The 24764-nt window shown below is 72.5% G+C and carries 24 protein-coding genes and 8 tRNA genes; 19 read left to right on the top strand and 13 right to left on the bottom strand.

The window, feature by feature from the left end:
• Nucleotide 1: 1 nt before the first annotated feature.
• On the top strand, nucleotides 2–820 hold the full coding sequence (locus ACMATS_RS30735) for a TrmH family RNA methyltransferase (RefSeq protein ID WP_390779025.1): 819 nt from the start codon (nucleotides 2–4) through the stop codon (nucleotides 818–820).
• On the opposite strand, the gene ACMATS_RS30740 is transcribed toward ACMATS_RS30735, so the two are convergent.
• Nucleotides 787–2085 (bottom strand): protein kinase domain-containing protein, encoded by a 1299-nt coding sequence (locus tag ACMATS_RS30740; RefSeq protein ID WP_414169736.1) that lies wholly within the window; start codon nucleotides 2083–2085, stop codon nucleotides 787–789. The genes ACMATS_RS30735 and ACMATS_RS30740 overlap by 34 nt on opposite strands.
• 591 nt (nucleotides 2086–2676) lie before the next feature.
• Here ACMATS_RS30740 and ACMATS_RS30745 point away from each other — a divergent pair.
• Nucleotides 2677–2886 carry a hypothetical protein gene (locus ACMATS_RS30745; RefSeq protein WP_390779027.1) on the top strand — a complete coding sequence of 70 codons (210 nt, stop codon included), beginning with the start codon at nucleotides 2677–2679 and terminating at the stop codon, nucleotides 2884–2886.
• Nucleotides 2887–3077: 191 nt separating this feature from the next.
• Here ACMATS_RS30745 and ACMATS_RS30750 read toward each other — a convergent pair.
• From ACMATS_RS30750 to ACMATS_RS30775, 6 genes are all read right to left on the bottom strand, one after another.
• Nucleotides 3078–3152 (bottom strand) — tRNA-Val (locus tag ACMATS_RS30750).
• Nucleotides 3153–3175: 23 nt separating this feature from the next.
• Nucleotides 3176–3247, bottom strand: a tRNA-Val gene (locus ACMATS_RS30755).
• A gap of 13 nt (nucleotides 3248–3260) precedes the next feature.
• A tRNA-Val gene (locus ACMATS_RS30760) sits at nucleotides 3261–3332 on the bottom strand.
• Nucleotides 3333–3355: 23 nt separating this feature from the next.
• Nucleotides 3356–3427 (bottom strand) — tRNA-Val (locus tag ACMATS_RS30765).
• 1 nt (nucleotide 3428) lies between these two features.
• Nucleotides 3429–3502 (bottom strand) — tRNA-Cys (locus ACMATS_RS30770).
• A 33-nt stretch (nucleotides 3503–3535) separates the two neighbouring features.
• A tRNA-Gly gene (locus ACMATS_RS30775) sits at nucleotides 3536–3608 on the bottom strand.
• A gap of 148 nt (nucleotides 3609–3756) precedes the next feature.
• Between ACMATS_RS30775 and ACMATS_RS30780 the strand changes: the two genes are divergently transcribed.
• The 3 genes from ACMATS_RS30780 to ACMATS_RS30790 are packed head-to-tail and all read left to right on the top strand — an operon-like array spanning nucleotide 3757 to nucleotide 6501.
• A complete protein-coding gene (locus tag ACMATS_RS30780) occupies nucleotides 3757–4824 on the top strand; it encodes a chorismate-binding protein (RefSeq protein ID WP_390779028.1) in 1068 nt (355 codons plus the stop codon).
• The gene (locus ACMATS_RS30785; RefSeq protein WP_390779029.1) at nucleotides 4821–5642 is read left to right on the top strand and encodes an aminotransferase class IV; all 822 of its coding nucleotides are present in this window, start codon (nucleotides 4821–4823) and stop codon (nucleotides 5640–5642) included. The genes ACMATS_RS30780 and ACMATS_RS30785 overlap by 4 nt, the downstream gene beginning before the upstream one ends.
• 40 nt (nucleotides 5643–5682) lie before the next feature.
• Nucleotides 5683–6501 carry a GNAT family N-acetyltransferase gene (locus ACMATS_RS30790; RefSeq protein ID WP_390779030.1) on the top strand — a complete coding sequence of 273 codons (819 nt, stop codon included), beginning with the start codon at nucleotides 5683–5685 and terminating at the stop codon, nucleotides 6499–6501.
• 11 nt (nucleotides 6502–6512) lie between these two features.
• Here the strand turns inward: ACMATS_RS30790 and ACMATS_RS30795 are convergent, their stop codons facing one another.
• On the bottom strand, nucleotides 6513–7022 hold the full coding sequence (locus ACMATS_RS30795; protein ID WP_390779031.1) for a DsbA family protein: 510 nt from the start codon (nucleotides 7020–7022) through the stop codon (nucleotides 6513–6515).
• 165 nt (nucleotides 7023–7187) lie between these two features.
• On the opposite strand from ACMATS_RS30795, the gene ACMATS_RS30800 reads away from it, so the two are divergent.
• Both ACMATS_RS30800 and ACMATS_RS30805 read left to right on the top strand, forming a co-directional pair.
• A complete protein-coding gene (locus ACMATS_RS30800; RefSeq protein ID WP_390779032.1) occupies nucleotides 7188–7634 on the top strand; it encodes a hypothetical protein in 447 nt (148 codons plus the stop codon).
• Between the two features lie 68 nt (nucleotides 7635–7702).
• On the top strand, nucleotides 7703–7843 hold the full coding sequence (locus tag ACMATS_RS30805; RefSeq protein ID WP_336414329.1) for a hypothetical protein: 141 nt from the start codon (nucleotides 7703–7705) through the stop codon (nucleotides 7841–7843).
• A 3-nt stretch (nucleotides 7844–7846) separates the two neighbouring features.
• Here ACMATS_RS30805 and ACMATS_RS30810 read toward each other — a convergent pair whose 3' ends face one another.
• Together ACMATS_RS30810 and ACMATS_RS30815 are read right to left on the bottom strand one after the other, a co-directional pair.
• The gene (locus ACMATS_RS30810) at nucleotides 7847–8380 is read right to left on the bottom strand and encodes a CGNR zinc finger domain-containing protein (RefSeq protein ID WP_390779033.1); all 534 of its coding nucleotides are present in this window, start codon (nucleotides 8378–8380) and stop codon (nucleotides 7847–7849) included.
• 218 nt (nucleotides 8381–8598) lie between these two features.
• Nucleotides 8599–9012: an SsgA family sporulation/cell division regulator gene (locus ACMATS_RS30815; RefSeq protein ID WP_003959770.1), complete on the bottom strand. Its 414-nt coding sequence runs from the start codon at nucleotides 9010–9012 to the stop codon at nucleotides 8599–8601.
• 310 nt (nucleotides 9013–9322) lie between these two features.
• On the opposite strand from ACMATS_RS30815, the gene ACMATS_RS30820 reads away from it, so the two are divergent.
• From ACMATS_RS30820 to ACMATS_RS30830, 3 genes are all read left to right on the top strand, one after another.
• Nucleotides 9323–9394, top strand: a tRNA-Val gene (locus tag ACMATS_RS30820).
• Between the two features lie 69 nt (nucleotides 9395–9463).
• Nucleotides 9464–9934, top strand: a complete 471-nt coding sequence (locus ACMATS_RS30825) for an SRPBCC family protein (RefSeq protein ID WP_390779034.1) — start codon at nucleotides 9464–9466, stop codon at nucleotides 9932–9934.
• A gap of 62 nt (nucleotides 9935–9996) precedes the next feature.
• Nucleotides 9997–10071, top strand: a tRNA-Val gene (locus tag ACMATS_RS30830).
• A gap of 54 nt (nucleotides 10072–10125) precedes the next feature.
• On the opposite strand, the gene ACMATS_RS30835 is transcribed toward ACMATS_RS30830, so the two are convergent.
• Complete coding sequence (locus ACMATS_RS30835; protein ID WP_336414332.1) at nucleotides 10126–10851, bottom strand: 3'-5' exonuclease; 726 nt, start codon at nucleotides 10849–10851, stop codon at nucleotides 10126–10128.
• Nucleotides 10852–11016: 165 nt separating this feature from the next.
• On the opposite strand from ACMATS_RS30835, the gene ACMATS_RS30840 reads away from it, so the two are divergent.
• From ACMATS_RS30840 to ACMATS_RS30865, 6 genes are all read left to right on the top strand, one after another.
• Nucleotides 11017–11616: a DUF4365 domain-containing protein gene (locus ACMATS_RS30840; RefSeq protein WP_390779035.1), complete on the top strand. Its 600-nt coding sequence runs from the start codon at nucleotides 11017–11019 to the stop codon at nucleotides 11614–11616.
• Nucleotides 11616–12794 (top strand): hypothetical protein, encoded by a 1179-nt coding sequence (locus ACMATS_RS30845; RefSeq protein ID WP_390779036.1) that lies wholly within the window; start codon nucleotides 11616–11618, stop codon nucleotides 12792–12794. The genes ACMATS_RS30840 and ACMATS_RS30845 overlap by 1 nt, the downstream gene beginning before the upstream one ends.
• Nucleotides 12795–12877: 83 nt before the next feature.
• Complete coding sequence (gene thrS, locus ACMATS_RS30850; protein ID WP_414169737.1) at nucleotides 12878–14857, top strand: threonine--tRNA ligase; 1980 nt, start codon at nucleotides 12878–12880, stop codon at nucleotides 14855–14857.
• Nucleotides 14858–14928: 71 nt separating this feature from the next.
• A complete protein-coding gene (locus tag ACMATS_RS30855) occupies nucleotides 14929–15489 on the top strand; it encodes an HIT family protein (RefSeq protein WP_390779038.1) in 561 nt (186 codons plus the stop codon).
• A gap of 106 nt (nucleotides 15490–15595) precedes the next feature.
• Nucleotides 15596–16396 (top strand): polysaccharide deacetylase family protein, encoded by an 801-nt coding sequence (locus tag ACMATS_RS30860; RefSeq protein WP_414169738.1) that lies wholly within the window; start codon nucleotides 15596–15598, stop codon nucleotides 16394–16396.
• The gene (locus ACMATS_RS30865) at nucleotides 16393–17640 is read left to right on the top strand and encodes a hypothetical protein (protein ID WP_414169739.1); all 1248 of its coding nucleotides are present in this window, start codon (nucleotides 16393–16395) and stop codon (nucleotides 17638–17640) included. The genes ACMATS_RS30860 and ACMATS_RS30865 overlap by 4 nt, the downstream gene beginning before the upstream one ends.
• Nucleotides 17641–17715: 75 nt before the next feature.
• Here ACMATS_RS30865 and ACMATS_RS30870 read toward each other — a convergent pair whose 3' ends face one another.
• Both ACMATS_RS30870 and ACMATS_RS30875 read right to left on the bottom strand, forming a co-directional pair.
• Nucleotides 17716–19371 (bottom strand): hypothetical protein, encoded by a 1656-nt coding sequence (locus tag ACMATS_RS30870; RefSeq protein WP_390779041.1) that lies wholly within the window; start codon nucleotides 19369–19371, stop codon nucleotides 17716–17718.
• Nucleotides 19372–19539: 168 nt separating this feature from the next.
• The gene (locus ACMATS_RS30875) at nucleotides 19540–21747 is read right to left on the bottom strand and encodes an elongation factor G-like protein EF-G2 (protein ID WP_414169740.1); all 2208 of its coding nucleotides are present in this window, start codon (nucleotides 21745–21747) and stop codon (nucleotides 19540–19542) included.
• A 230-nt stretch (nucleotides 21748–21977) separates the two neighbouring features.
• Here ACMATS_RS30875 and pgsA point away from each other — a divergent pair, with 230 nt between their 5' ends.
• From pgsA to ACMATS_RS30890, 3 genes are read left to right on the top strand one after another with little or no spacing between them, the layout of a single operon-like run.
• A complete protein-coding gene (gene pgsA / locus ACMATS_RS30880; RefSeq protein ID WP_390779043.1) occupies nucleotides 21978–22640 on the top strand; it encodes a phosphatidylinositol phosphate synthase in 663 nt (220 codons plus the stop codon).
• Nucleotides 22637–23596: a phosphatidylinositol mannoside acyltransferase gene (locus ACMATS_RS30885; protein WP_414169741.1), complete on the top strand. Its 960-nt coding sequence runs from the start codon at nucleotides 22637–22639 to the stop codon at nucleotides 23594–23596. The genes pgsA and ACMATS_RS30885 overlap by 4 nt, the downstream gene beginning before the upstream one ends.
• The gene (locus ACMATS_RS30890) at nucleotides 23593–24753 is read left to right on the top strand and encodes a glycosyltransferase family 4 protein (RefSeq protein ID WP_390779045.1); all 1161 of its coding nucleotides are present in this window, start codon (nucleotides 23593–23595) and stop codon (nucleotides 24751–24753) included. The genes ACMATS_RS30885 and ACMATS_RS30890 overlap by 4 nt, the downstream gene beginning before the upstream one ends.
• Nucleotides 24754–24764: the final 11 nt, after the last annotated feature.

The raw sequence follows: 24764 nt of genomic DNA on the forward strand, positions 1-24764 counted from the left end.
CATGGCCGACCTGATCACCATCGACGACCCCGACGACCCGCGCCTGCACGACTACACCGGCCTGACCGACGTCGAGCTCCGGCGCCGCCGCGAACCGGCCGAGGGCCTGTTCATCGCCGAGGGCGAGAAGGTGATCCGGCGCGCCCGGCAGGCCGGCTACGCCATGCGGTCGATGCTGCTCTCGGCCAAGTGGGTCGACACGATGCGGGACGTCATCGAGGAGTCCCCCGCCCCGGTGTACGCCGTCGCGCCCGAGCTCGCCGAGCGGGTGACGGGCTATCACGTGCACCGCGGCGCCCTGGCGTCCATGCAGCGCAAGCCGCTGCCGGACGCCGCCGGGCTGCTGCGCGGGGCGCGTCGCGTCGCCGTGATGGAGAAGGTCAACGACCACACCAACATCGGCGCCATCTTCCGCAGCGCCGCCGCCCTCGGCATGGACGCGGTCCTGCTCTCCCCGGACTGTGCCGATCCGCTCTACCGGCGCTCGGTGAAGGTCTCGATGGGCGCCGTCTTCTCCGTGCCGTACGCGCGCCTGGAGACCTGGCCGCGCGACCTGGAGACGCTGCGCGAGGCGGGTTTCCGGGTCCTGGCCCTGACGCCGGACGAGAAGGCCACGCCCATGGACGCGGCGGCCCCGCACCGCCTGGACCGCGTCGCGCTCATGCTCGGGGCGGAGGGCGAGGGACTGTCGGCACGCGCGCTGCGGGCTGCGGACGAATGGGTCCGCATCCCGATGGCGCACGGGATCGACTCGCTCAACGTGGGTGCGGCCGCCGCTGTTGCGTTTTACGCGGTTACGTCGGGGCGCCCGGCAAGCTGAGCGTTGTGGGGCAGGTGCGGGTCGGTTGTGGCCGGTTGCGCAGTTCCCCGCGCCCCTTCGGGGCGCACGACCGTCGCCGGCTGGCCGTTCGTGGTGCGGGCCGGGCCCTGGCAGCCCTGTGCCGCCGCGATGCCCAGGGCGACGAGCAGCGTCACCACCACGAAGACGATCAGCCGCTGGCGCAGCAGCCGCCGGTCCGGCCCCGGGCGCCGGGGGCCGGGACGCGTGCCGGTGCGCCCCGCTGCGGGCGGTCGCGGGGCGCGGACCGTCTCGGCCGGCTGCGGATGCTGCCGGGCCTGCGGACGCGCGGGGGCGTGCGGGCGGGGCGTGGGCGAACTGCCCGGCTGCCGCTCGGTGCGCTGCCGCTCGTACTCCTCGGCCCGCCGCCCCTGCGGCCGGTCCGGCTCGCGCCGCGGCGCCGGCGGACGGACCTCCGACAGCCCGTGCGCCTCGCGCGCGGCGATCTCCTTCAGCCGCAGCGACAGTTGCAGCGTGCTCGGCCGGTCCTCGGGATCCTTGGCCAGACATGCGTGGAGGAGCGGCGCGAGCGCATCGGGCACGCCCATGAGCTGCGGCTCCTCGTGCACCACGCGGTAGAGCATGACCTCCGAACTGCCCTGCCCGAACGGAGAGTCGGCCGTGGCGGCGTAGGCCAGCGTGGCGCCGAGGGCGAAGACGTCCGTGGCCGGCGTCACCGCGGCGCCACGCACCTGCTCGGGCGCGAGGAAGCCGGGCGAGCCGACGGCCGTGCCCACGTGGGTGAGGGTGCTCGCGCCGGTGGCCCAGGCGATCCCGAAGTCGATGATGCGGGGGCCCTTGGGGGAGAGCAGGATGTTCGACGGCTTGAGGTCGCGGTGGACCACTCCGGCATCGTGCACCGCCAGCAGCCCCTCGGCCAACGCGGCCCCGACGGAGGCGACCTGAGCGGCCGACAGCGGCCCCTCCTCGTTCACCTTGTCGTGCAGCGAGGGGCCGGGGACGTACTGCGTGGCGAACCAGGGCCGGTCCGCCTCCAGGTCCGCGGCCACCAGCCGCGCCGTACAGCCGCCGCGGATGCGCCGGGCGGCCGACACCTCGCGGGCGAAACGCGAACGGAACTCCTGGTCCTCGGCCAGGTCCGGCCGGATCACCTTCAGCGCGACGCGCTGGCCGCGCCGGTCGGAGCCGAGGTAGACCACGCCCATGCCGCCCGCGCCCAGCCGCCGGTGCAGCCGGAACGAGCCGACGACACGCGGGTCCTCGCGCCGGAGCCGCATCATCGTCATCTTCGTCCCCTACCTCCGGTGGGGCCGCCCCACTTGGCCGCCCGCCGTACGCCCGGCGTCTGACGTGGCACAGCTTACGGATTGACGGCCGGGCGCGCTGAGAGGCCGCGCATGCGTCGGCAACGGGTTTGCCGGTGCCCCGCCGGGGTCCCTGAGCGGGTGCGCGGGGCGGCGGTTGTGGGCCTCCGGACCTGGGGGAGAGGCCAAGAAGCCATGGCGGAAGGGGGTTTGACGGGCCCGCCGGACGGGCCGGGCGGTGCGGGCGCGGGAAGCGGCCGGGGACGGGCCGGAGCCGTGGCCCGGCCGGGCCCGAGTGATCGAAGTCACCCGCGGCCGCGAGCCCGCGCCGGGGTGCGCCTCCGGGAAGTCCCCCAGGCGCGGACCCGTGTTCTCCACCCAGGGGAGTAGCACCCGGGCTGCAGCCTCATCCTCGGGGAGGCCCGGCAATCGGTACGCGGGCATGACGTCCGGCCCCCGGCCCGCGCCTACTGTGGAACACAAGCGGCGGGCGACAGTACTCGTCCCCCGAGGTCGGACGCCCGCCGCCCTTGCAGCGGGACGCACGGGCAGGGAACGGAGGGAGGAGAGAGCATGTCGGACACGGCACGGCGCACCACGGCCGGCCGGGCGCAGCCGCCCGGTGCCGCGGAGATCTTCGGCGACCGATCCTCCCCGACCCGCCACCCGCTGGTGGCCACGGTGATGGTGCTGCCCCTGGCGGCCCTCCTCGCGGTGGTCTTCGGCGGCTGGCACGCCGTCGTCACTCAGGCGTCGTCCGTGGCCGGAATGCTGGGGCGCTGAGCGCCCCGGGCCCGGGAGAGCGGCCCGGGCCGGGGACAGACCGGCAACTGAACCCCGTGGGGACGGGGGTGCGGCGGACGGCACGGCTGGCCGGGTACCTGGGGAGGTACCCGGCCAAGGCGTGTGTGCGGGCCGACGCCGCAAAAGGCCGGAGGCCGGAACACCGTGGTGCTCCGGCCTCCGGCCGATCATGGTGCGCGATACTGGGATTGAACCAGTGACCTCTTCCGTGTCAGGGAAGCGCTCTCCCGCTGAGCTAATCGCGCGGGGAAGATCCATGGGGATCCAGTGGACGATACTGGGATTGAACCAGTGACCTCTTCCGTGTCAGGGAAGCGCTCTCCCGCTGAGCTAATCGTCCGGGCAGTGCTGCGTGCGCGATACTGGGATTGAACCAGTGACCTCTTCCGTGTCAGGGAAGCGCTCTCCCGCTGAGCTAATCGCGCGGGGAAGATCCATGGGGATCCAGTGGACGATACTGGGATTGAACCAGTGACCTCTTCCGTGTCAGGGAAGCGCTCTCCCGCTGAGCTAATCGTCCTTGGAGGTGGAGACGGGATTTGAACCCGTGTAGACGGCTTTGCAGGCCGTTGCCTCGCCTCTCGGCCACTCCACCAGGAGCGGGGGGTCGGGAAGATCCCCCACATCGAGCGGACGACGAGATTCGAACTCGCGACCCTCACCTTGGCAAGGTGATGCTCTACCAGCTGAGCCACGTCCGCAGTTGTCGTTTCTCCGGCCCGCTTCCGCGTCCCGGCGACGTGTTGAACTCTAGCGGATTCCGGCTCCAGCTCAAATTCCGTTTCCGCAGCGTGCTGCGCTGATCCCGTCCCCGGGTCGCCCGGAGGACCGCGCCATAGACTCGTTGACGTGCACGACCTCACCCCCATGGCCCGCTTCGGCGGGCTGCTCGCGACCGATCTGCGCGACGTGACCAGCGACCCCGCCGCTCTGGACTCCACGGGCTGGTGGGCGGTCGTCGCCGACTTCGAGGGCGGCCTGCACTGCGCCCGCTTCGCCGACGTCCGGCCCGCGCCGGCCCCCGCCCCGGTCCCCGGCCGCTGGCGCGGGCCCGCCCCGGACGCCTGGACCAGCTCGCTGGACCGGGACGCCTACATCGCGGGCGTCCGCCGCATCCGCGAGCACATCGCGGCTGGCGAGGTCTACCAGGCCAACCTCTGCCGGGTGCTGAGCGCGCCCCTGCCCGACCCGGCCGCCGCCGACGTCGACGCCCTCACCGCGCTGCTCGCCCGGGGCAACCCCGCCCCCCACGCGGGCACGGTGCGGCTGCCCGCCCACGGGGTGGAGGTCGCCACCGCCTCCCCGGAGCTGTATCTGCGCCGCACCGGCACCACGGTCGAGTCCGGGCCGATCAAGGGCACCGCCCGCACCGCGGACGAACTGCTGGAGAAGGACTACGCCGAGAACGTCATGATCGTGGACCTGGTCCGCAACGACCTCGGCCGCGTCTGCGCCACCGGCTCCGTCACCGTCCCCGCGCTCTGCGCGGTCGAGCCGCACCCCGGCCTGGTGCACCTCGTCTCCACCGTCCGCGGTGAGACGGCGGAGGAGCACCGGGGACGGGCCTGGGCGGAGCTGTTCGCCGCCACCTTCCCGCCCGGCTCGGTCACCGGCGCCCCCAAGGCCAGTGCCCTGCAGATCATCGAGTCCCTGGAGACCGCACCCCGCGGCCCCTACTGCGGCGGCGTCGGCTGGGTCGACGCCGACCGCGGCACCGGTGAACTCGCGGTGGGCATCCGCACGTTCTGGATCGACCGGGCCGCCGCCGGCGGCCCCGTCCTGCGGTTCGGCACCGGCGCCGGGATCACCTGGGGATCCGACCCGGAGGGGGAGTGGGCCGAGACCGAACTCAAGGCGGCCCGGCTGCTGGCGATAGCGTCGGGTACGTACCAGCCGCTCGGAGGGAGAACCCGGTGAAGATCTGGTTCGACGGATCCCTGTGCGACCCCGCGGACGCCAGGGTCTCGGTCTTCGACCACGGCCTGACCGTCGGCGACGGCGTCTTCGAGACGCTCAAGACCACCGACGGCCGGCCCTTCGCGCTCACCCGGCACCTGGCCCGGCTCGCCGCGTCGGCACGCGGCATCGGCCTGCCCGAGCCGGACCTCGACGAGGTGCGGGCCGCCTGCACGGCCGTTCTCGACGCCAACCCGGCGCCCCGGGGCAGACTCCGCATCACCTTCACCGGAGGCCTCGCCCCGCTCGGCTCCGACCGCGGCGACGGCGGCCCGACCCTCCTCGTCGCCCTGACCGAGGTCTCGCGCCGTCCGGACGCCACGGCCGTGGTCACCGTCCCCTGGGCCCGCAACGAGCGCGGTGCCCTCACCGGGATCAAGTCCACCTCGTACGCCGAGAACGTCGTCGCCCTGGCCCGGGCCCGCGAACAGGGCGCCTCCGAGGCCCTGTTCGCCAACACCGCCGGCCGGCTCTGCGAGGGCACCGGCTCCAACGTCTTCGTCGTCCTCGACGGCGCGCTGCACACCCCGCCGCTCGCCTCCGGCTGCCTCGCCGGCATCACCCGGGCCCTCGTCCTGGAATGGGTCGGCGCCAAGGAGACCGACCTGCCCTTCGACGTCCTGGAACGTGCCGAGGAGGTCTTCCTGACCTCCAGCACCCGCGACGTCCAGGCCGTCCACACCCTCGACGGCCGCGGGCTCCCCGCCGCGCCCGGCCCGGTGACGGCGGAGGCGATGCGGGTCTTCGACGAGCACGCGGCGACCGTTCCCGATCCGTAAAGCCGGTGACGTACGGCCGCGTGGCCGGTACAACACCAACGTGACCACCACCCTGCGCCCCGCGGCCCCCGAACAGCGCACCGACGACGGCGGTCGGTCCCGCCGGTACGAGATCCGTGTCAACAGCCGCCCGGTCGGCAGCATCGACCTCGCCACCGACCGGCGCTTCGGACCCGGCGTCGGACGGATCGTCCGGCTCGGCGTCCAGGCGCCCGACCGGCGCCGCGGCCGGGGCACGGTCGCGGCCCTCGCCGCCGAGGAGGTGCTGCGCGGCTGGGGCTGCCGGCGGGTGGAGGTCTGCGTCGCCGCCGAACAGGCCGCGGCGGGCCTGCCGCTCGCCACCGCGCTCGGCTACACCGAACGCCACCGCACCATGGGCAAGCTCCTGTCCGCCGAGCCGCCGTCCCTGCCGGACGGCACCGGCGGACGGCCCATGACGGAGGCGGAGTTCGCGGCCTGGGAACCGGCCGCACAGGCGGAGTACGCGGAGCGCTGGACCGCATACGGCGTCCCCGCCGACCGCGCCCACGCCCAGGCCGAGGCCGATCACCGCGCCCTGCTCCCCGACGGCCCCTGCACCGACGGCATGCTGCTGCGCGTCCTCACCCACCGCGGCACCCAGGTGGGCACCCTGTGGGCCGCCCTGCGCGGTTTCGTCTACCGCGTGGAGGTCGACCCCGCCCACCGGGGCCGGGGTCACGGCCGCTCGCTGATGCTCCTGGCCGAGACCGAGACCCGCGCAGCCGGAGCGGAACGCCTCCGGCTCAACGTCTTCGCCGACAACCCCCCGGCACGGCGACTGTACGAGTCACTGGGCTACGAGCCGGAGGAGTACCACTTGTCGAAGGAACTGCTGTAGCCCCGCGGCGATCAGCCGGCCAGCAGCCGCTCGGCAATCTCCTCGACCCGCTGCCGCAGGCCGTCCTGGCTCTTTCCGCCGTCCAGCCGCTCCCCGCCGATGACGTAGGTGGGCGTACCGGTCACCCCGATCGCCTTGCCCTCCGCCTGGTCGGCGTCGACGATCAGCATGTGCCGCCCGTCGATCAGCGCGGTGTCGATCTCCTCGGCGTCCAGCCCGAGTCCGGCCGCGATCTCGGTCAGCAGCGCCTCGCCCCGCTTCTCCAGTTCCTCGGCGCGGGCCAGCACCGCCTCGGCGTACGGCCACGCCTGTCCCTGCTCGGCCGCCTCCTCGGCGGCCTGCGCGGCGGCGTAGGAGTGCTTGTGCTTCTCCAGCGGGAAGTGCCGCAGCCGGATCTCCAGCCGTTCGCCGAACCGGGCGCGCAGTGCGCGCAGGTCGTCGAGGGCGGTACGGCAGTCGGTGCACTGGAGCTCGCACCAGACGTCGAGGACGACGGGGGCGGTGGTGTCGGTGTCGCTCATGGGACCAGTCTCCCAGCCCGCACAGGGCGCGGAGATCTCGGTCCCGGGGAGGAGAACGCCCCCGAGACGACCCGGAGATCTCCCTGAGCCCCCGCCGGGCCGTGGCCCGCGCCGTCCGGGCCGGTGCAGGATGGAGGCAGAAGACCGTCACGACAGGAGGACCGGATGCTGACCTCGACCGTATGTGCCGCGGTGTCCGCGGCCGGCCTCGGCATCGCCGTGCTGACGGCCTACCGCAAGCGCTTCCTCGCCGCGACCCGCATCGCCGCCTACGCCCTGATCCCCGTCGGGCTGGTCCTGACCGGCGTCGTCGACTGGCTCACCGGTCTCGTCCTCAAGCCCTCCGTCTGGGCCGGCTTCGCCGTGCTCGCGCTCTCGGCCGTGCTGTTCGCGGCGAGCAGGGCCGTCGAGCGCCGCCGCGGGGGCAGCCGCAAGGAGCGCCGGGCGGCGGCCGCCGCCGCAGGGCCCGACGCCGTGGCCCCCGCCGCCTCCGCCCCCTCGCTCGGCCCCGCCCGCACCGAGCGCCCCACGGGCAGGACGAAGAAGGCCCCCGCGCAGGACGGGGAGGATTTCTCCGACATCGAGGCGATCCTCAAGAAGCACGGGATCTGACGAACTCCCCTGCCGAGTTTGCGCGTTCGCCGGTGCACCGGGTCCCGGCTGCGCCATGATCGGCGGAGATGAACGACGAACCGGCCGAGATCACCGAGGAACCGCGCGGCTGCCTCTTCGCACTGTCGCAACCGCCCCTGATGTTCTTCCTGACCTTCATAGCCACCCTGATCCTGGTGACCGCGGTCCACGATCTCTACCGATGGTGAAGCTCAGTCCGCCGCTCCCCGGCGGCGTGCCCGATACGCGGCGACATGGAGCCGGTTCCCGCAGGTGCGGCCGTCGCAGTAGCGGCGCGAGCGGTTGCGGGAGAGGTCGACGAAGGCCCGCCCGCAGTCCGGTGCCGCGCAGCGCCGCAGCCGCTCGCGTTCGCCGGCCACCAGCAGGAAGGCGAGTGCCATCCCGCCGTCCGCCGCCAGGTGCTCGGCCACGGAGGCGCCGGGCGCGAAGTAGTGCACGTGCCAGTCGTAGCCGTCGTGGTCGGTCAGCCGTGGCGTGGTGCCCGCTCCGGCGATCAGCACGTTGAGCAGCTCCGCCGCGTCCGGCACGGCCTCGGCGTCGAAGACCTGCGCGAACCGGTCCCGTACGGCCAGCACCGCCCGCAGGTCCTCGTCCTGCAGCACCCCGATCCCGCTGATCCCATGGCGCTCGACGAAGCCCTGCAGCTCCTGCGGGTCGCCGGGGCCGCTGTTGAGGAGATCGACGACGGCATCCAGCGCACACCGGGTGTCATGGTTGATCAGCACGGATTCGGACGCTCCCTTGCCGGGCGGATGGGACGGGCGGGGCGGATGGTTCCGGGGCGGCACCTGTTCGACTGCGGGCACCGACCTTACCGGCGCCCGCAAGGGCGCAACGCGACGGCGCCGCCGCCGCGGAGGATCCGCGGCGACGACGCCGTGTCGTGCCGTATGTGCAAGATGCTGCGCACTGCCTCCCCGAGTGGGCTGGTGCGCTCCGGAGGTCAGCTCTCGGCCAGGATGTGGGAAAGCTCCGTGTCCAGGTCGAAGTGACGGTGTTCGGTGCCCGGCGGGACGGCGGCGTCGGTCCGCTTCAGGAAGGACTCCAGCGCCCGGGCCGGGGCCTCCAGCAGTGCCTCGCCCTCGGGAGAGCTCAGCGCGATGCAGACGACGCCCTGACCGTGGCTGCGGGACGGCCAGACGCGGACGTCGCCGGTGCCGGTGGGCCGGTGCAGGCCCTCGGCGAGCAGGTCACGGGCGAAGACCCACTCGACCGTCTCTTCGGCTCCGGTGTGGAAGGTGGCGTGCACGGCATACGGATCGGCCGTGTCGTACCGCAGGCCTGCGGGTACAGGCAGTGAGGATTCGCTCGACACAACGAGGCGCAGGTGCAGCTCGCAGCTGACCGTGGTGTTCATAAGCGCCAGGGCCTTTCGCTCAGTGTGCGCTCGGGGATTCGCACGTCGGCGAAATCGACATGCCACCTACGGTGCCGTTGTAAACCCCTCTGACCGTTTTGAGGCTCTTCGGATACCTCGTACGGCCCAGTCGGAACGCCGTGTATACCGCCGAACCGGTCATTTCCGGAACGCGCCGGTGGACGTCGCGGTGCGCCGGGCGCGGAGAGCGGGGACACGGAGCGTGACGACGTGGGCGCAGCGGCGCCGCCGACCCCGCGCAGGCGGTTCGGCGCACCCTCTGACATGCGGTAATGTTTGCGGTGCGCCCGGGCGATTAGCTCAGCGGGAGAGCGCTTCGTTCACACCGAAGAGGTCACTGGTTCGATCCCAGTATCGCCCACCCTGGTACCGAGGGCCCGCAAGGAATACCACCTTGCGGGCCCTCGGTCTTTTGGTGTGCCCTGGCGGCATGCCCCGGCGCTCCCTGCACCGCTACCGTTTCCGCGACGCCTGGCCGCTGCCCGCGCCCCCCGACGCCGTCTACGCCGTCCTCGAGGCCGCGGAGGAGTATCCCGACTGGTGGCCGCAGGTCCGGCGGGTCGATCCCGTCGACGACACCGGCGGCACCGCGCGCTTCCGCTCGTTCCTGCCGTACGAGCTCACCGTCACCGCCCGCGAGACCCGCCGCGACCCCGCCGCCCGCGTCCTCGAGATCGCCATGACCGGCGACCTCGAGGGCTGGGCCCGCTGGACCGTCCTGGACCGCGGCACGGCCGGCAGCCTGGCCCGCTTCGATCAGGAAGTGGAGGTCCGCAAGCCCGTGATGCGGCGCCTGGCCCTGCCCGGCCGCCCCTTCTTCCTCGCCAACCACGCGTGGATGATGCGCGCCGGCCGGCGCGGGCTGCGTGCCCGCCTGGAGCGCGGGGCCCCGGGAATTTGAAGGAACGGCGCGATCACCTGTATTGTTCAGTGCGTTCCCGCGGGAAACCGCGAGAACGGCCCGGGCGATTAGCTCAGCGGGAGAGCACTTCGTTCACACCGAAGGGGTCACTGGTTCGATCCCAGTATCGCCCACCAGGGCAAGGCCGGTCCGTCAACTGACGGACCGGCCTTGTGCGTTGTGGCCGGGCCCTACGCTGCGGCGCGGATCTCCGGCCGCAGCGGCCATGCCGGGTCGCACTGTTCGTCGGAGCCGTTGCGCGCGAACCACGCCTGCAGGCCGCGCGCCTGCGCCGCGTGCCACACCTCCTGTCGTGCGTGCAGCTCGGTCGGGCTCAGCCGGTCCAGGCGCGAGGCGAAGCGCCGCCCCACCGCCCGGACCACCTCCAGCGCCGCCACCGCGTCCGCGGACGCGTCGTGCGCCCCGGACAGCTCCACCCCGTAGTGCGTGCACAGGTCCGTCAGCGTCCGGCGGCCCTTGCGGTAGCGGTCCAGGTGCTTGTCGAGCACCCACGGATCCAGCACGCACAGCGGCGACCCGGCCAGATACCCGGCCAGCGACGACGCCCGGTGCCGGCGCAACTCCCGGTCCAGCAGCGTCAGATCGAACGGCGCGTTCATCACCACCAGCGGCACGCCACGGGCGGCATGGCCGGCCAGCGCCCGGGCTATCTCCTCCATCACGGGGGACGGCCACCGGCCGTGCCGCTGCAGATGGGCCTCCGTCAGACCGTGGACGGCCGTCGCCCCTTCGGGGACCGGGACCCCGGGGTCGACCAGCCAGCGCGTCACCACCGGCGAGGCCCCCGCCTGTGACTGCGCCACGACCGCCGCCGACACGATCCGGTCGTGTTCGACGTCGACACCGGTGGTCTCGGTGTCGAAGGCGGCAAGTGCTCCTTCGAACCAGCACGGCATGTCACAACTCCTCGCGCTTGTCCGGCAAATGGCGTGTTTCCCCTCCCCGCCAGGTGATACCCGGCCGTAGTCCGGACCGAACCGCCCCTGTTTGGCGGGGAGTTCGTGCGGAGACAACACAGTTGTACGGACCACAGGACAGGCGAGCCCGGAAGGCTTTCGGACATGGCGCTCGCGCAGCCCGACCCCGCCGCACCGACCGGCGGCCTGCTGACCCCACCGGTTCCCCCGCCCGGGCCGGTGCGCGGCACGCTCGCCGTCACGGCCTGCATGGAGACCCTGCAGATCGGCTATCTGCACGCGGTGGCCGCCGCAGCCGGCTGCTCGCTCGCCCAGCCCTTTCCCGACAACGGCATCGACTGGCACGTCAGCCACAGCGCCCCCGGGCACATCGCCGACGACGAGGTCACCATCAAGGTGCAGCTCAAGTGCACCTACCAGCTCGGCCCCTGGGCGGCCGTGCCCGGCGCCCGCACGTCGGTCCCGTTCACCCTCGACAACGACCACCTGGTCAAGCTCGCCCGCACCCCGGTCTCCGTGCACAAGATCCTCGTCGTGATGATCGTGCCCCGGAGCCCGGACGACTGGCTCCGCGCCGGCCACGACCGCCTCGAACTGCGGCACTGCTGCTACTGGACCAACCTCGCCGGGCACCCCGTGACCGGCAGACGCCGGACCACCGTGCGGATACCGACCTCGCACGTCTTCGACGACCGCGCCCTCTGCGCCATCATGAACCGGGTCGGGGCGGGAGGGAGACCCTGATGCATCAACGGCCCGAGCACCGCACCGTCGCGGCCCGGCCCGCCCCGCCGCCCGACCCCCGCGTCCTCGCCGCCCTGCTCGCCCGGCACGGCTGGCGGCGCCGCGGCGGCAGCCACGGGCGCTACAGCCGCTGGACACCGCCCCAGGGCGCCGGCGCCGGCACCAGCCTCCTCGTCCCGGAGAGCAGCGCCTTCCCCGACAGTGCCGACCTGCTCGCCGAGGCCCTCACCGCGCTCGAACGCAGCGCCGCCCCCTCCGCGCGCGCCGTCCTCGTCGCCCTGCACCTGCCCAGCGACGAGGTCCGCTGGTGGCGCGGGATCCCCGAACCCCGCGTCCCGGCCGCCGCCTGGACCGCGCAGGAGCGGCTGCGCGCAGGAGTCCGCGCCATGCTCCTCGCCGGCGCCCTCGCCGCCCGCGGCCCGGCCGGCCACCACGGCGCCCGGCGCCGCCGCGAGGCCGAGGCCGCCCTGGAACCGCTGCTGGTGGGCCCCGCGCCGGGCGGCCGCGAACTGACCGTGTTCGCCCCGGCGGACGGCTCCCGGGCCGTCGTCACCGCCCTGCTGCGCGCCCTGCAGGCGGCCCGCGACGGCTGCGACTACCAGCGGGCCACGGGGCGCTGGGACGCCCTCGACGCGGCCGTCGCGGCAGGGGTGAGCAGGGAGCTGACCGAGGCCGTGGTCGCGCTCGTCGGCGGCTCGGAGGGCATCCGCATCGGCGTGGAGTGGGCGCCCGCCGCCGGTCCGCCCGGGGGCTTCGCCGCGCGGCCCGAGCCCGTCGAGTTCAGCCCGGGCGACCTCCCGGCGCTGCGCGAGGCGGGCGCCCGGTACGTCCGGGACGAGCCCTCGGTGCCCGTCCTGCTCACCGCGGCGGTGGTGCGGATGCGCCGCGAGGCACAGGGCGGGGCGGGGACGGTGCGGCTGCGGGTGCTGGCCGGTGCGGACGTCACCCAGGTGCGGGCCGTGCTCGGCGCGGAGGACTACCGCATCGCCGGCTATGCACACCTGCTCGGCCTGCCGGTCAGGGTGACCGGGCGGCTGGAGAGCCGCAGCGGCTTCCGGCGGCTGGCCGACGCGGGCGGTGTGATGCCCGCGGAGGTGGACGAGGCGGAGCGGGACAGGTTGCTCAAATCGCTCCAGGAGAATCTCGAGGCCCTGGGGGAGAGGGACGGCGACGGCTGACCGTTTAGCGGGCAGTGGGCCCGGCTCGGTACGATTCAGGCCGCAGCGAACCGCTGTGGCATCCCGTGAGTCAGGAGAGACCGGTGTCAGACGTCCGTGTGACCATCCAACGCGATTCCGAGCGGGAAGAGCGCGTGGTGACCACGGGCACGACGGCCGCCGAGCTCTTCGCGGGCGAGCGCACCGTCGTCGCCGCCCGGGTCGCGGGCGAGCTCAAGGACCTCGCGTACGTCGTCGCCGACGGCGAGGAGGTCGAGCCCGTCGAGATCTCCTCCGAGGACGGTCTCAACATCCTGCGCCACTCGACCGCGCACATCATGGCCCAGGCCGTCCAGGAGCTCTTCCCGGAGGCCAAGCTGGGCATCGGCCCGCCGGTCAAGGACGGCTTCTACTACGACTTCGACGTCGAGAAGCCGTTCCACCCCGATGACCTCAAGGCCATCGAGAAGAAGATGCAGGAGATCATCAAGCGGGGGCAGAAGTTCTCCCGCCGCGTGGTCACCGACGAGGCCGCCCGCGAGGAGCTCGCGGACGAGCCGTACAAGCTGGAGCTGATCGGCCTCAAGGGCTCCGCGTCGCACGACGACGGCGCGGACGTCGAGGTCGGCTCGGGCGAGCTCACCATCTACGACAACCTGGACGCGAAGACCGGCGAACTGTGCTGGAAGGACCTCTGCCGGGGTCCGCACCTGCCGACGACCCGCGTCGTCCCGGCGTTCAAGCTGATGCGCAACGCCGCCGCGTACTGGCGCGGCAGCGAGAAGAACCCGATGCTCCAGCGCATCTACGGCACCGCGTGGCCGACGAAGGACGAGCTGAAGGCGCACCTGGACTTCCTGGCCGAGGCCGAGAAGCGCGACCACCGCAAGCTCGGCGCCGAGCTCGACCTGTTCTCCTTCCCGGACGAGCTGGGCCCCGGCCTGGCGGTCTTCCACCCCAAGGGCGGGGTGATCCGCAAGGAGATGGAGAACTACTCGCGCCGCCGGCACGAGGACGCGGACTACGAGTTCGTGAACACCCCGCACCTCACGAAGGAACACCTCTTCGAGACCTCGGGGCACCTGCCGCACTACGGCGAGGCCATGTTCCCGCCCATCGAGTTCGACGGGCAGAACTACCGCCTGAAGGCCATGAACTGCCCGATGCACAACTTGATCTTCAAGTCGCGCGGGCGGTCCTACCGTGAGCTCCCCCTCCGCCTCTTCGAGTTCGGCACGGTCTACCGCTACGAGAAGTCCGGCGTCGTCCACGGCCTGACCCGCTCCCGCGGCTTCACCCAGGACGACTCGCACATCTACTGCACCAAGGAGCAGATGCCGGAGGAGCTCGACACGCTCCTCACCTTCGTGCTCGACCTGCTGCGCGACTACGGCCTGACCGACTTCGAGCTGGAGCTCTCGACCCGCGACCCCGAGTCGGACAAGTTCATCGGCTCGGACGAGGCGTGGGAGGAGGCCACCGAGGCGCTGCGCCAGGCGGCCGAGAAGCAGGGCCTGCCGCTGACCCCGGACCCGGGCGGCGCCGCGTTCTACGGCCCGAAGATCTCGGTGCAGGCGCGTGACGCGATCGGCCGTTCCTGGCAGATGTCGACCCTCCAGGTCGACTTCAACCAGCCCGCGCGCTTCGGCCTGGAGTACACGGCGGCGGACGGCTCGCGCCAGCAGCCCGTCATGATCCACCGGGCTCTGTTCGGCTCGATCGAGCGGTTCTTCGGCGTGCTGCTGGAGCACTACGCGGGCGCGTTCCCGGCGTGGCTGGCCCCGGTCCAGGCGGTCGGCATCCCGATCGGTGAGGCGCACGTGCCGTACCTGCAGGAGTTCGCCGCGGAGGCGAGGAAGCAGGGCCTGCGGGTGGAGGTCGACGCCTCCTCGGACCGGATGCAGAAGAAAATCCGCAACCACCAGAAGCTCAAGGTCCCCTTCATGATCATCGTCGGTGACGAGGACATGAACGCGGGCACGGTGTCGTTCCGTTACCGCGACGGTTCGCAGGAGAACGGCATCCCGCGCGAAGAGGCCATCGCGAAGATCGTCGACGTGGTGGAGCGCCGCGTCCAGGTCTGACGTTCCGCGGTACGAACAGCCCGAGGGGCGGCCCGCCAGGGCCGCCCCTCGGCGCGTCCCTGCCGGGGAATATGCTTCTCAGCATGACGAGTGAGCCGGAGCAGCAGTTCGGAGTCGGCGCTCCCGACGCCTTCCAGCGCCTGTGGACGCCCCATCGGATGGCGTACATCCAGGGGGAGAACAAGCCCACGGGTACGGGCGCGGACGACGGCTGCCCGTTCTGCTCGATCCCGGCCAAGAGCGACGAGGACGGGCTGATCATCGCGCGGGGCGAGCGCGTCTACGCGGTGCTCAACCTCTACCCGTACAACGGCGGTCACTGCATGGTCGTCCCGTTCCGGCACGTGGCCGACTACACGGAACTGGACGAGGCCGAGACCGCCGAGCTGGCCGGGTTCACCAAGCGCGCCATGCGGGCGCTGCGCGCCGCCTCCGGGGCCCACGGCTTCAACATCGGCATGAACCAGGGGGCGACCGCCGGCGCCGGCATCGCCGCCCACCTGCACCAGCACATCGTTCCCCGCTGGGGCGGGGACACCAACTTCATGCCCGTCGTCGGGCACACCAAGGTGCTTCCGCAACTGCTCGCGGACACCCGGAAGATGCTCGCCGACGTCTGGCCGACCGTATGAACCGGTAAACCGGATATTCGGCTGTACCGGCCTCTCCGGGAGGACACGGAACGGGGTAAATAGGGCAAATCGCCCCGATTCCTACTAAAGAAGATCTAATGGGACGGTGACTTTTCTTCACCGTCGCACCGTGCTGCGCGCAGCCGCAGGCGGCGCCCTCGCCGGAGCGGCCGGGGCGGGTGTCTCCGGCTGCCACGAGGACGGGACACCGCCCCACGCGCAGCCCTCGCGCCCGCCCGCGGCGAAGCCCCGGGTGTCCGTACCACCGGGCGCGCCGCCCGTACTGCCCCGGCTGCCGGCCGGGTTGCCCGCCCAGATCGAGCACGGTCCGCGGCAGGGGCACGGCGTCGCCCTGACGTTCCACGGCCGCGGTGATGCGAAGTCGGCCCTCGCCCTGCTCTCCGAGGTGGAGCGGGCCGGGGCCCGGGTGACCGTGCTGGCGGTCGGCGACTGGCTGGACGCCCAGCCCCAGATGGCCCGCCGGGTGCTCGACGGCGGGCACGAGCTGGGCAATCACACCATGCGCCATCTCAGCATCTGCTCGATGGGCGCGAAGGCCGCCTATGCCGAGATCACCGAGTGTGCCGACCGGCTGCGCCGGCTCACGGGCGGCATCGGCCGCTGGTTCCGGCCGTCCCGGGCGCGGCGGGCCACCGACCAGGTGGCGCAGCTGGCGCGAAAGGCCGGTTACCCGCACGTCCTCTCGTACGACGTGGACTCCCTCGACTTCACCGACCCCGGCGCCGAGGCGGTCCGGCGTACCGTGCTGAATGCGGTGCGGCCCGGGTCGGTGGTGAGTCTGCACTTCGGGCATCCCGGCACGGTCGCCGCGCTGCCCGCGATCCTCGACGGCCTCCACCGCCGCGGTCTGCGTGCGGTGACGACTACGGAGCTGCTGACCCGATGATCCCGTTCTCGCCCGTTCGTCCCGGTCCTCGCCACCCCTTCCGTCCGGTCCGTTCGCGTCCGCTGCGCCGTCCCGCCGTGCTGGCGGCGTCCTTCTGCCTCGTCCTGGCGGCCGTCGCCGGCTGCGGCGGGGGCAGCAGCGGCAAGGAGGGGCCGGCCGCACGGCAGACGCATCCGGGCGGGCACGGCCAGGGGGCGGCGCGGGGGGTGCCGCAGGGGCTGCCGGGGATGCCGCCGCTGCTGGACCCGAACGACGTGTACGCGGCGGACCGGCCGAACGCCCTGTCGCCGGTGGTGCGGAACTTCCCGTCCCGGGTGTACGTGCCCAACACCGAGTCGGACACGGTCAGCGTCATCGACCCCAGGACGTACAAGGTCATCGAGACGATCCCGGTCGGCAACCAGCCGCAGCACGTGGTGCCGTCGTGGGACCTGAAGACGCTGTGGGTCAACAACGACCGCGGCCACACGCTCACCCCGATCGACCCGGCCACGGGGAAGGCGGGCAAGCCGGTCGACGTCCACGACCCCTACAACCTCTACTTCACCCCGGACGGCAAGTACGCGGTGGTGATGGCGTCGATGGACCGTGAGCTGGTGTTCCGGGACGCCCACACCATGAAGCGGATGAAGACCGAGCCGGTGAGCTGCCTGGGGGTCAATCACGCCGACTTCTCGCCGGACGGGCGGTACTTCATCGTCTCCTGCGAGTTCTCCGGGGAACTGCTGAAGGTGGACACGGCCCGGATGAAGGTGATCGGCCAGCAGAAGCTGCCGTTCGACGGGGCGATGCCGCAGGACGTGAAGATCGCCTCGGACGGGAAGACCTGGTACGTCGCGGACATGATGGCCGACGGGGTGTGGGTGCTGGACGGCGACAAGTTCACCGAGCCCTGGCTGATGCCGACGGGCAAGGGGGCGCACGGCCTCTACGTGAGCCGGGACTCGAAGTCGATGTACATCTCGAACCGGGGCGAGGGCTCGATCTCGGTGCTGGACCTGGCCACCCGCAAGCTGGTGAAGAAGTGGGAGCTGCCGGACGGCGGCAGCCCGGACATGGGCGGGGTGTCGGCGGACGGCAAGGAGCTGTGGCTGTCGGGGCGTTACAACAGCGAGGTGTATGTGATCGACACCAACGACGGCCATCAGATCGCCCGCATCCCGGTGGGGGCAGGGCCGCACGGCCTGGCCTTCTACCCGCAACCGGGGCGCTACTCGCTGGGACACACGGGCATCTTCAGGTGAGGTTCGGCGCGGTGCCGCGCCCCGTAAGGGGCGCGGGGAACTGCGCGATCAACCACAGACAACCGTCAGAGAACGTCAAGCGTTGTAGACATCGGCCTGACGCGGCGTCGGATCCTGAATCGCCCCGCTCAACGTATTGGCCCGGTTGCCGAACTTCTCGGTGTTCACGCCATTTTCGGCGAGGACACGCAAGGCGGCCTGATGCACCACGCGCAGCACCGGAGTCGCCGCGCGCAGGGCGTCGTCGGCCATGAAGCGGTGCCGCCACGGCTTGTCGGCCCACGCGTGGCGCAGCCCGAACGGCTCGGGGAGGACGAGCTTGCCGCCCCAGTACTCCAGGAGCGGCGGGTACCAGGTGAGCGGGGCGCGCACGGAGAGGCGGACGACCTCGCGGGGCTCGACGACGCGCAGGGTGCGCTCCCAGGTCTCCCAGAACTTGAGGGCCTTGCGGAAGGTCCGGGTCCGGGTCTTGGGGCGGCCGTTGAAGACCGCGTGGGTGGGGCCGAGGGCGTGGCCGGTGACCTCGATGCGCAGCGTCTTGTGCAGCACGGTGACGTTGATGAGCAGGGTGATGACCAACTGGCCGTCCCAGAGCACGAACTGGACGCCCAGGTAGTGCCGGTCGCCGCTGCCGAAGTGCTGCTTGTCGCAGATCTCCTGGAGCCGGGGACCCCTTATCTGGTACGTGGCCGAGTCGGTGCCGGCGGGGCGGGAGACGGCGCCGGCACCCTCGCCGATGGGGGAGACCACCCAGTGCTCGACGTCGGGGGCGGTGAGGCCGCCGGTGTTGATGGGGGTGCGCTCGAGCAGCTTGAGCTGGTCGTGGATGGCGCGGACGATGTCCCAGCTGCGGAAGGGGTTGATGTCCTTGCCGGGGTCGAGGGGGACGAGGTCCTCGGCGAGCTGCCAGCTGCCCCAGCGGGTGCCCATGCCGAGTATGCCCTTGGGGCCGGCGTAGAAGACGACGTTGCTGTGCTGCTCGGCGGCGAGGCGTTCGAGGTTCTGGCGGAGCTGTTCGGCGGCACTCTCGCCGGGGGTGGAGGGCACGGCCTCGGGGATCTTGGCGCCGATGCCGCCGCCGTCGAGCAGGCCCGTCCAGCGCTCGCGGAGGTCCTTGGCGGTGCGCTCGCAGATCTGCTGCGCCCACAGGCCGCCGATCACGGGGGCGACGAGCATGGCGCGCAGGTAGATGTACCAGAAGCCGGTGAAGGGCAGTTTGACGAAGAGGACGACGATGGCCAGGCCGAGCACGCCGAACAGGGCCACGCCCAGCGCGCCGGCGCGCTTGTCCTGGGAACCGGCGAGGGTGCGGCGGAGCTGGAAGGCGCCGAGCCAGAGCAGGACGCCGGGCAGGAAGAGCAGCCCGAACAGGACCATGATCAGGGTCAGTCGGGCGTCGCGCTCCTTGCGGATGCGGGAGGCGGCCAGGCAGTGCTCGACGATGACCTGGGGTTCGAGCCCGAAGGACTGGATGAGCGGCTTGCGGCCGCCGGCGAGCATCCGGTTCTGCACGGCACGGGCGAAGGCCTCGCCCAGGTTGGGCTCGAAGAGGGAGATGCGGGGCGGCTTGACCTCGGAAGTGGCCCAGTCCGAATTGGCCTTGAGGAGTTCGTCCACCGGGCCGTCGCGGTAGGCGGCCGAGGCCAGTGCCTGGGTGGCGGCGGTCTGTCCGGCGCCGCCGGCGACCGGGATCTGTGCCCCCGGGCTGAAGTCGAACGCATCCCCTGCCACTTAAGCCCCCCAATGCCGCGCGCGTCCGGTGCTCCGGCCTGCTCCCGCCCCCCGGCCCGCGTTCTGCGTCATGGGCCGCATGCTCAGCGTAGTGGTGCGGGGTGCCGGCTGTCGCCGGAGATCGGAAAGCCGCCCGTCCTGGCTGAGTTGGGACGGGCGGCTTGCCAACTATGCCCCGTTATCCGCCTGTTCGCGGATGCGGTCCGCCAGCTGCGGCGGCATCGGCTCGTGCCGGGCGTAACCGCGGCTGAACCGCCCGGTGCCGTGCGAGAGGGAGCGCAGGTCCACGGCGTAGCGGCCGATCTCGATCTCGGGCACCTCGGCGCGCACCAGGGTGCGGCCCGCGCCGGACTGCTCGGTGCCGACGACGCGCCCGCGCCGTCCGGACAGATCGCTCATGACCGCGCCGACGAAGTCGTCGGCGACCAGGACCCGGAGTTCGGCGACCGGTTCCAGGAGGTGGATGCGGGTCTCGGCGGCCGCCTCGCGCAGGGCCAGGGCACCGGCGGTCTGGAAGGCGGCGTCGGAGGAGTCCACCGAGTGCGCCTTGCCGTCGAGGAGGGTGACCCGGACGTCGACGAGCGGATAGCCGGCGGCCACCCCGCGGGCGGCCTGGGCCCGTACGCCCTTCTCCACGGAGGGGATGAACTGCCGGGGCACCGCGCCGCCCACGACCTTGTCGACGAACTCGATGCCGGAGCCGCCGGGCAGCGGCTCGACCTCGATCTCGCAGATCGCGAACTGGCCGTGGCCGCCGGACTGTTTGACGTGCCGGCCGCGGCCGGCGGCTTTGCCGCCGAAGGTCTCGCGCAGGGACACCTTGTGCGGGACGACGTCGACCTGCACGCCGTAGCGCGTGCGCAGCCGCTCCAGGGCGACGTCCCGGTGGGCCTCGCCCAGGCACCACAGGACCACCTGGTGGGTGTCCTGGTTCTGCTCCAGCCGCATGGTGGGGTCCTCGGCGACGAGCCGGGCCAGGCCCTGGGAGAGCTTGTCCTCGTCCGCCTTGCTGTGCGCCTGGATGGCCACGGGCAGCAGCGGGTCGGGCATCAGCCAGGGTTCCATCAGCAGCGGATCGCCCTTGGCCGAAAGGGTGTCGCCCGTCTCGGCGCGGGTGAGCTTGGCGACGCACGCCAGGTCGCCGGCGATGGCCTGGGCGAGCTGGCGCTGCTGCTTGCCGAACGGGGAGGAGAGCGCGCCGACGCGCTCGTCGACGTCGTGGCTCTCGTGCCCGCGGTCCTCCAGGCCGTGCCCGGAGACGTGCACGGTCTCGTCGGGGCGCAGGGTGCCGGAGAAGACCCGGACCAGGGAGAGGCGCCCGACGTAGGGGTCGGAGGCGGTCTTGACGACCTCGGCGGCGAGCGGACCCTCCGGGTCGCAGGACAGCGGGGGACGGGCACCGCCGTCCGGGGCGGTGACGGCCGGTGCCTCGCGCTCCAGCGGGGTCGGGAAGCCGCCGGTGACCAGTTCCAGGAGCTCCACCGTGCCCAGGCCCTGGCGGGCGCCCTCGGCTGCCGGGGCGGCGGCGAGCACGGGGTGGAAACTGCCCCGGGCCACGGCCCGTTCGAGGTCCTCGACGAGGGTCTTGACGTCGATCTCCTCGCCACCGAGGTAGCGGTCCATGAGGGTCTCGTCCTCGCTCTCGGCGATGATCCCCTCGATGAGCCGGTTGCGTGCCTCCTCGATCAGCGGCAGCTGGTCGGCGGAGGGCGCGGACTCGGTGCGCTCGCCGCCGGAGTAGTCGAAGACCCGCTGCGAGAGCAGCCCGACGAGCCCGGTGACCGGACGGTGCCCGTCGGGGCCCTCCGGCCCGCGCACCGGGAGGTAGAGCGGGAGCACACCGTCGGGGGAGTCCCCTCCGAAGGCTGCGCGGCAGGTCTCCGTGAGCTGCTCGAAGTCCGCCCGTGCGGCCTCCAGGTGGGTGAGCACGATCGCGCGGGGCATGCCCACGGCCGCGCACTCCTCCCACACCATGCGGGTCGCCCCCGCGATGCCCTCGGCGCCCTCCGCGGCCGAGACGACGAAGAGGGCCGCGTCCGCAGCCCGCAGACCGGCCCTCAGCTCGCCGACGAAGTCGGCATAGCCGGGTGTGTCCAACACGTTGATCTTGATCCCGCCCCATTCGACGGGGACCAGGGACAGCTGCACCGAGCGCTGCTGGCGGTGCTCGATCTCGTCGTGGTCCGAGAGCGAGGCGCCGTCCTCGACCCGGCCGGCCCGGTTGACGGCACCGGTGGTCAGGGCCAGTGCCTCCACCAGGGTCGTCTTCCCGGACCCACTGTGGCCGACCAGCACCACGTTGCGGATGTTCTGCGGCCGGTCGGCCGTCACTGCCCTGCCGGCGGCCCCTGGATGCGCATTCGTCTTTTCGCCCATGTGTCTCGCCTCTCCGGTCGACACCTGCGGTCCTTCGAGCTTTCCACCGTGGTCACGCTGCGTCCATACGTCGCACACGGGGGCGCAACCGTTTGAGTGGCCGGCAATCGCCCTCCGCCCCGGCGGGCGCAGCGGGGGTGGTGTGCGCGGCGGGTTCCGGCGGCCTGGCTACGATGGGCCAGCCGGTGGCCTTCCGACCTCCGGCCCGCATACGACCCTCCGGGAAGGCCATGCTGAACAAGTACGCGCGTGCGTTCTTCACGCGTGTTCTCACGCCGTTCGCCGCGCTGCTCATCCGACTGGGCGTGAGCCCCGACGCGGTGACCCTCGTCGGTACCGGTGGTGTGGTGGCGGGCGCGCTGGCCTTCTACCCCAGGGGCGAGTTCTTCTGGGGCACGATCGTCATCACCCTGTTCGTCTTCTCGGACCTCGTCGACGGCAACATGGCCCGTCAGCTCGGCCGCTCCAGCCGCTGGGGCGCCTTCCTCGACTCCACCCTCGACCGGGTGGCGGACTCGGCGATCTTCGGTGGCCTGGCCCTCTGGTACGCCGGGCGCGGCGACGACCTCGCGCTGTGCGCGGTGGCCATCTTCTGCCTGGCCAGCGGCCAGGTGGTCTCTTACACCAAGGCCCGCGGCGAGAGCATCGGCCTGCCGGTGAACGTCAACGGCCTGGTCGAGCGCGCCGAACGGCTCGTCGTCTCGCTGGTCGCCTGCGGCCTCTCCGGGCTGCACGCCTTCGGCGTCCCGCACGTCCAGATCCTGCTGCCCGTCGCCCTGTGGCTGGTGGCCGTCGGCAGCCTGGTCACGCTCGTCCAGCGGGTGGTGACCGTGCGGCGCGAGGCCGCCGAGGCCGACGCGTCCGTGACGGCGGGCCCGGGCGGCGCCGGGTGAGGGAACAGCTGACCGACGCGCTGTACGGGCTCGGGTGGAGCACGGTCCGGACGCTCCCCGAGCCCGTCGCCACCGTGCTGGGCCGGCAGATCGCCGACGTGGCCTGGCGACGGCGCGGCAAGGGGGTGCTGCGCCTGGAGTCCAATCTCGCCCGGGTGGTCCCCGGCGCGGGACCGGAGGAGCTCGCCCGGCTCTCCCGGGAGGGCATGCGCTCCTACATGCGCTACTGGATGGAGTCCTTCCGGCTGCCCTCGTGGAGCAAGGACCGCATCCGCACCGGCTTCGACCCCGAGGGCGTGCACCACCTGGAGGAGGCCCTGGCCTCCGGGCGGGGCGTGGTGCTGGCGCTGCCCCACATGGGCAACTACGACCTCGCCGGCGCCTGGCTCACCACCCGGCTCGGGGTGCCCTTCACCACCGTCGCCGAGCGGCTCAAGCCCGAGACCCTCTACGACCGGTTCGTCGCCTACCGCGAGGGGCTGGGCATGGAGGTCCTGCCGCACTCCGGCGGCAGCGCCTTCGGCACGCTCGCCCGGCGGCTGCGCTCCGGCGGGGTGGTCTGCCTGGTCGCCGACCGCGATCTGTCCTCCTCCGGGATAGAGGTCTCCTTCTTCGGCGAGGCCACCAAGATGCCCGCCGGACCCGCCATGCTGGCCGTGCAGACCGGTGCCCTGCTGCTGCCGGTGACGCTCTGGTACGACCGCACGCGGGTGCAGAAGGGCCGCGTCCACGCGCCCCTGGAGGTGCCGGCGACCGGCACCCGCGCCGAGAAGGCCGCGATGCTGACCCAGGAGATGGCCGACGCCTTCGCCTCCGGCATCGCCGCGCACCCGCAGGACTGGCACATGCTCCAGCGGCTGTGGCTCGCCGACCTCGAGCGGCCCGCCGAACCCCGCCCCGACACGAGCCCCGCGCAACCGGAGGGCTCCGGATGCTCCGGAACGGAGAAGCCTTGAGGATCGGGATCGTCTGCCCCTACTCCTGGGACGTCCCCGGAGGCGTCCAGTTCCACATCAGGGACCTCGCCGAGCACCTGATCCGGCTGGGCCACGAGGTCTCGGTGCTCGCGCCCGCCGACGACGAGACCCCGCTGCCGCCCTTCGTCGTCTCGGCCGGACGGGCCGTGCCCGTGCCGTACAACGGCTCGGTGGCCCGGCTGAACTTCGGCTTCCTCTCGGCCGCACGGGTGCGCCGCTGGCTGCACGAGGGCGACTTCGACGTCATCCACATCCACGAGCCGGCCACCCCGTCGCTGGGCCTGCTCTCCTGCTGGGCCGCCCAGGGCCCGATCGTGGCGACCTTCCACACCTCCAATCCGCGCTCGCGCGCGATGATCGCGGCCTATCCCATCCTCCAGCCGGCGCTGGAGAAGATCAGCGCCCGGATCGCGGTGAGCGAGTACGCCCGCAGGACGCTGGTGGAGCACCTCGGGGGCGACGCGGTGGTCATCCCCAACGGCGTCGACGTCGGCTTCTTCGCCTCCGCCGAGCCGCGGCCGGAGTGGCAGGGCGGGACCATCGGCTTCATCGGCCGCATCGACGAGCCCCGCAAGGGCCTGCCCGTCCTGATGCGCGCCCTGCCCGGGATCCTCGCGGAGCGCCCCGGCACCCGGCTCCTCGTCGCCGGGCGCGGTGACGAGGAGGAGGCCGTCGCCGGCCTGCCGCCGGAGATGCGCGGCAACGTCGAGTTCCTCGGCATGGTCAGCGACGAGGACAAGGCGCGGCTGCTGCGCAGCGTCGACCTGTATGTGGCGCCCAACACCGGAGGCGAGTCCTTCGGCATCATCCTGGTCGAGGCCATGTCGGCGGGCGCGCCCGTCCTCGCCAGCGACCTCGACGCCTTCGCCCAGGTCCTGGACCAGGGGGCGGCGGGCGAGCTGTTCGCCAACGAGGACGCGGATGCGTTGGCCGCGGCGGCCGTGCGGCTGCTGGGCGACCCCGCCCGCCGGGCGGAGCTCGGCGAGCGGGGTCGCCGGCATGTGCGGCGCTTCGACTGGGTGACGGTCGGGGCGGACATTCTGGCCGTGTACGAGACCGTGGCCGCCGGCGCGGCTTCCGTCGCCACCGATGAACGGACCGGGCTGCGGGCGCGGTTCGGGCTTGCCAGGGATTAGGCCCCGGCCGG

Source organism: Streptoverticillium reticulum, from assembly GCF_047456005.1.
GTDB classification, from domain to species: domain Bacteria; phylum Actinomycetota; class Actinomycetes; order Streptomycetales; family Streptomycetaceae; genus Streptomyces; species Streptomyces reticulum.

Bases quoted from the DNA above. Each gene is read 5' to 3' on its own strand.
- ACMATS_RS30735 (WP_390779025.1), top strand. From the start codon at position 2: ATGGCCGACCTGATCACCATCGACGACCCCGACGACCCGCGCCTGCAC.
- ACMATS_RS30740 (WP_414169736.1), bottom strand. From the start codon at position 2,085: ATGACGATGATGCGGCTCCGGCGCGAGGACCCGCGTGTCGTCGGCTCG.
- ACMATS_RS30745 (WP_390779027.1), top strand. From the start codon at position 2,677: ATGTCGGACACGGCACGGCGCACCACGGCCGGCCGGGCGCAGCCGCCC.
- ACMATS_RS30795 (WP_390779031.1), bottom strand. From the start codon at position 7,022: ATGAGCGACACCGACACCACCGCCCCCGTCGTCCTCGACGTCTGGTGC.
- ACMATS_RS30800 (WP_390779032.1), top strand. From the start codon at position 7,188: ATGCTGACCTCGACCGTATGTGCCGCGGTGTCCGCGGCCGGCCTCGGC.
- ACMATS_RS30805 (WP_336414329.1), top strand. From the start codon at position 7,703: ATGAACGACGAACCGGCCGAGATCACCGAGGAACCGCGCGGCTGCCTC.
- ACMATS_RS30815 (WP_003959770.1), bottom strand. From the start codon at position 9,012: ATGAACACCACGGTCAGCTGCGAGCTGCACCTGCGCCTCGTTGTGTCG.
- ACMATS_RS30825 (WP_390779034.1), top strand. From the start codon at position 9,464: ATGCCCCGGCGCTCCCTGCACCGCTACCGTTTCCGCGACGCCTGGCCG.
- ACMATS_RS30835 (WP_336414332.1), bottom strand. From the start codon at position 10,851: ATGCCGTGCTGGTTCGAAGGAGCACTTGCCGCCTTCGACACCGAGACC.
- ACMATS_RS30840 (WP_390779035.1), top strand. From the start codon at position 11,017: ATGGCGCTCGCGCAGCCCGACCCCGCCGCACCGACCGGCGGCCTGCTG.
- ACMATS_RS30845 (WP_390779036.1), top strand. From the start codon at position 11,616: ATGCATCAACGGCCCGAGCACCGCACCGTCGCGGCCCGGCCCGCCCCG.
- ACMATS_RS30855 (WP_390779038.1), top strand. From the start codon at position 14,929: ATGCTTCTCAGCATGACGAGTGAGCCGGAGCAGCAGTTCGGAGTCGGC.
- ACMATS_RS30865 (WP_414169739.1), top strand. From the start codon at position 16,393: ATGATCCCGTTCTCGCCCGTTCGTCCCGGTCCTCGCCACCCCTTCCGT.
- ACMATS_RS30875 (WP_414169740.1), bottom strand. From the start codon at position 21,747: ATGGGCGAAAAGACGAATGCGCATCCAGGGGCCGCCGGCAGGGCAGTG.
- pgsA (WP_390779043.1), top strand. From the start codon at position 21,978: ATGCTGAACAAGTACGCGCGTGCGTTCTTCACGCGTGTTCTCACGCCG.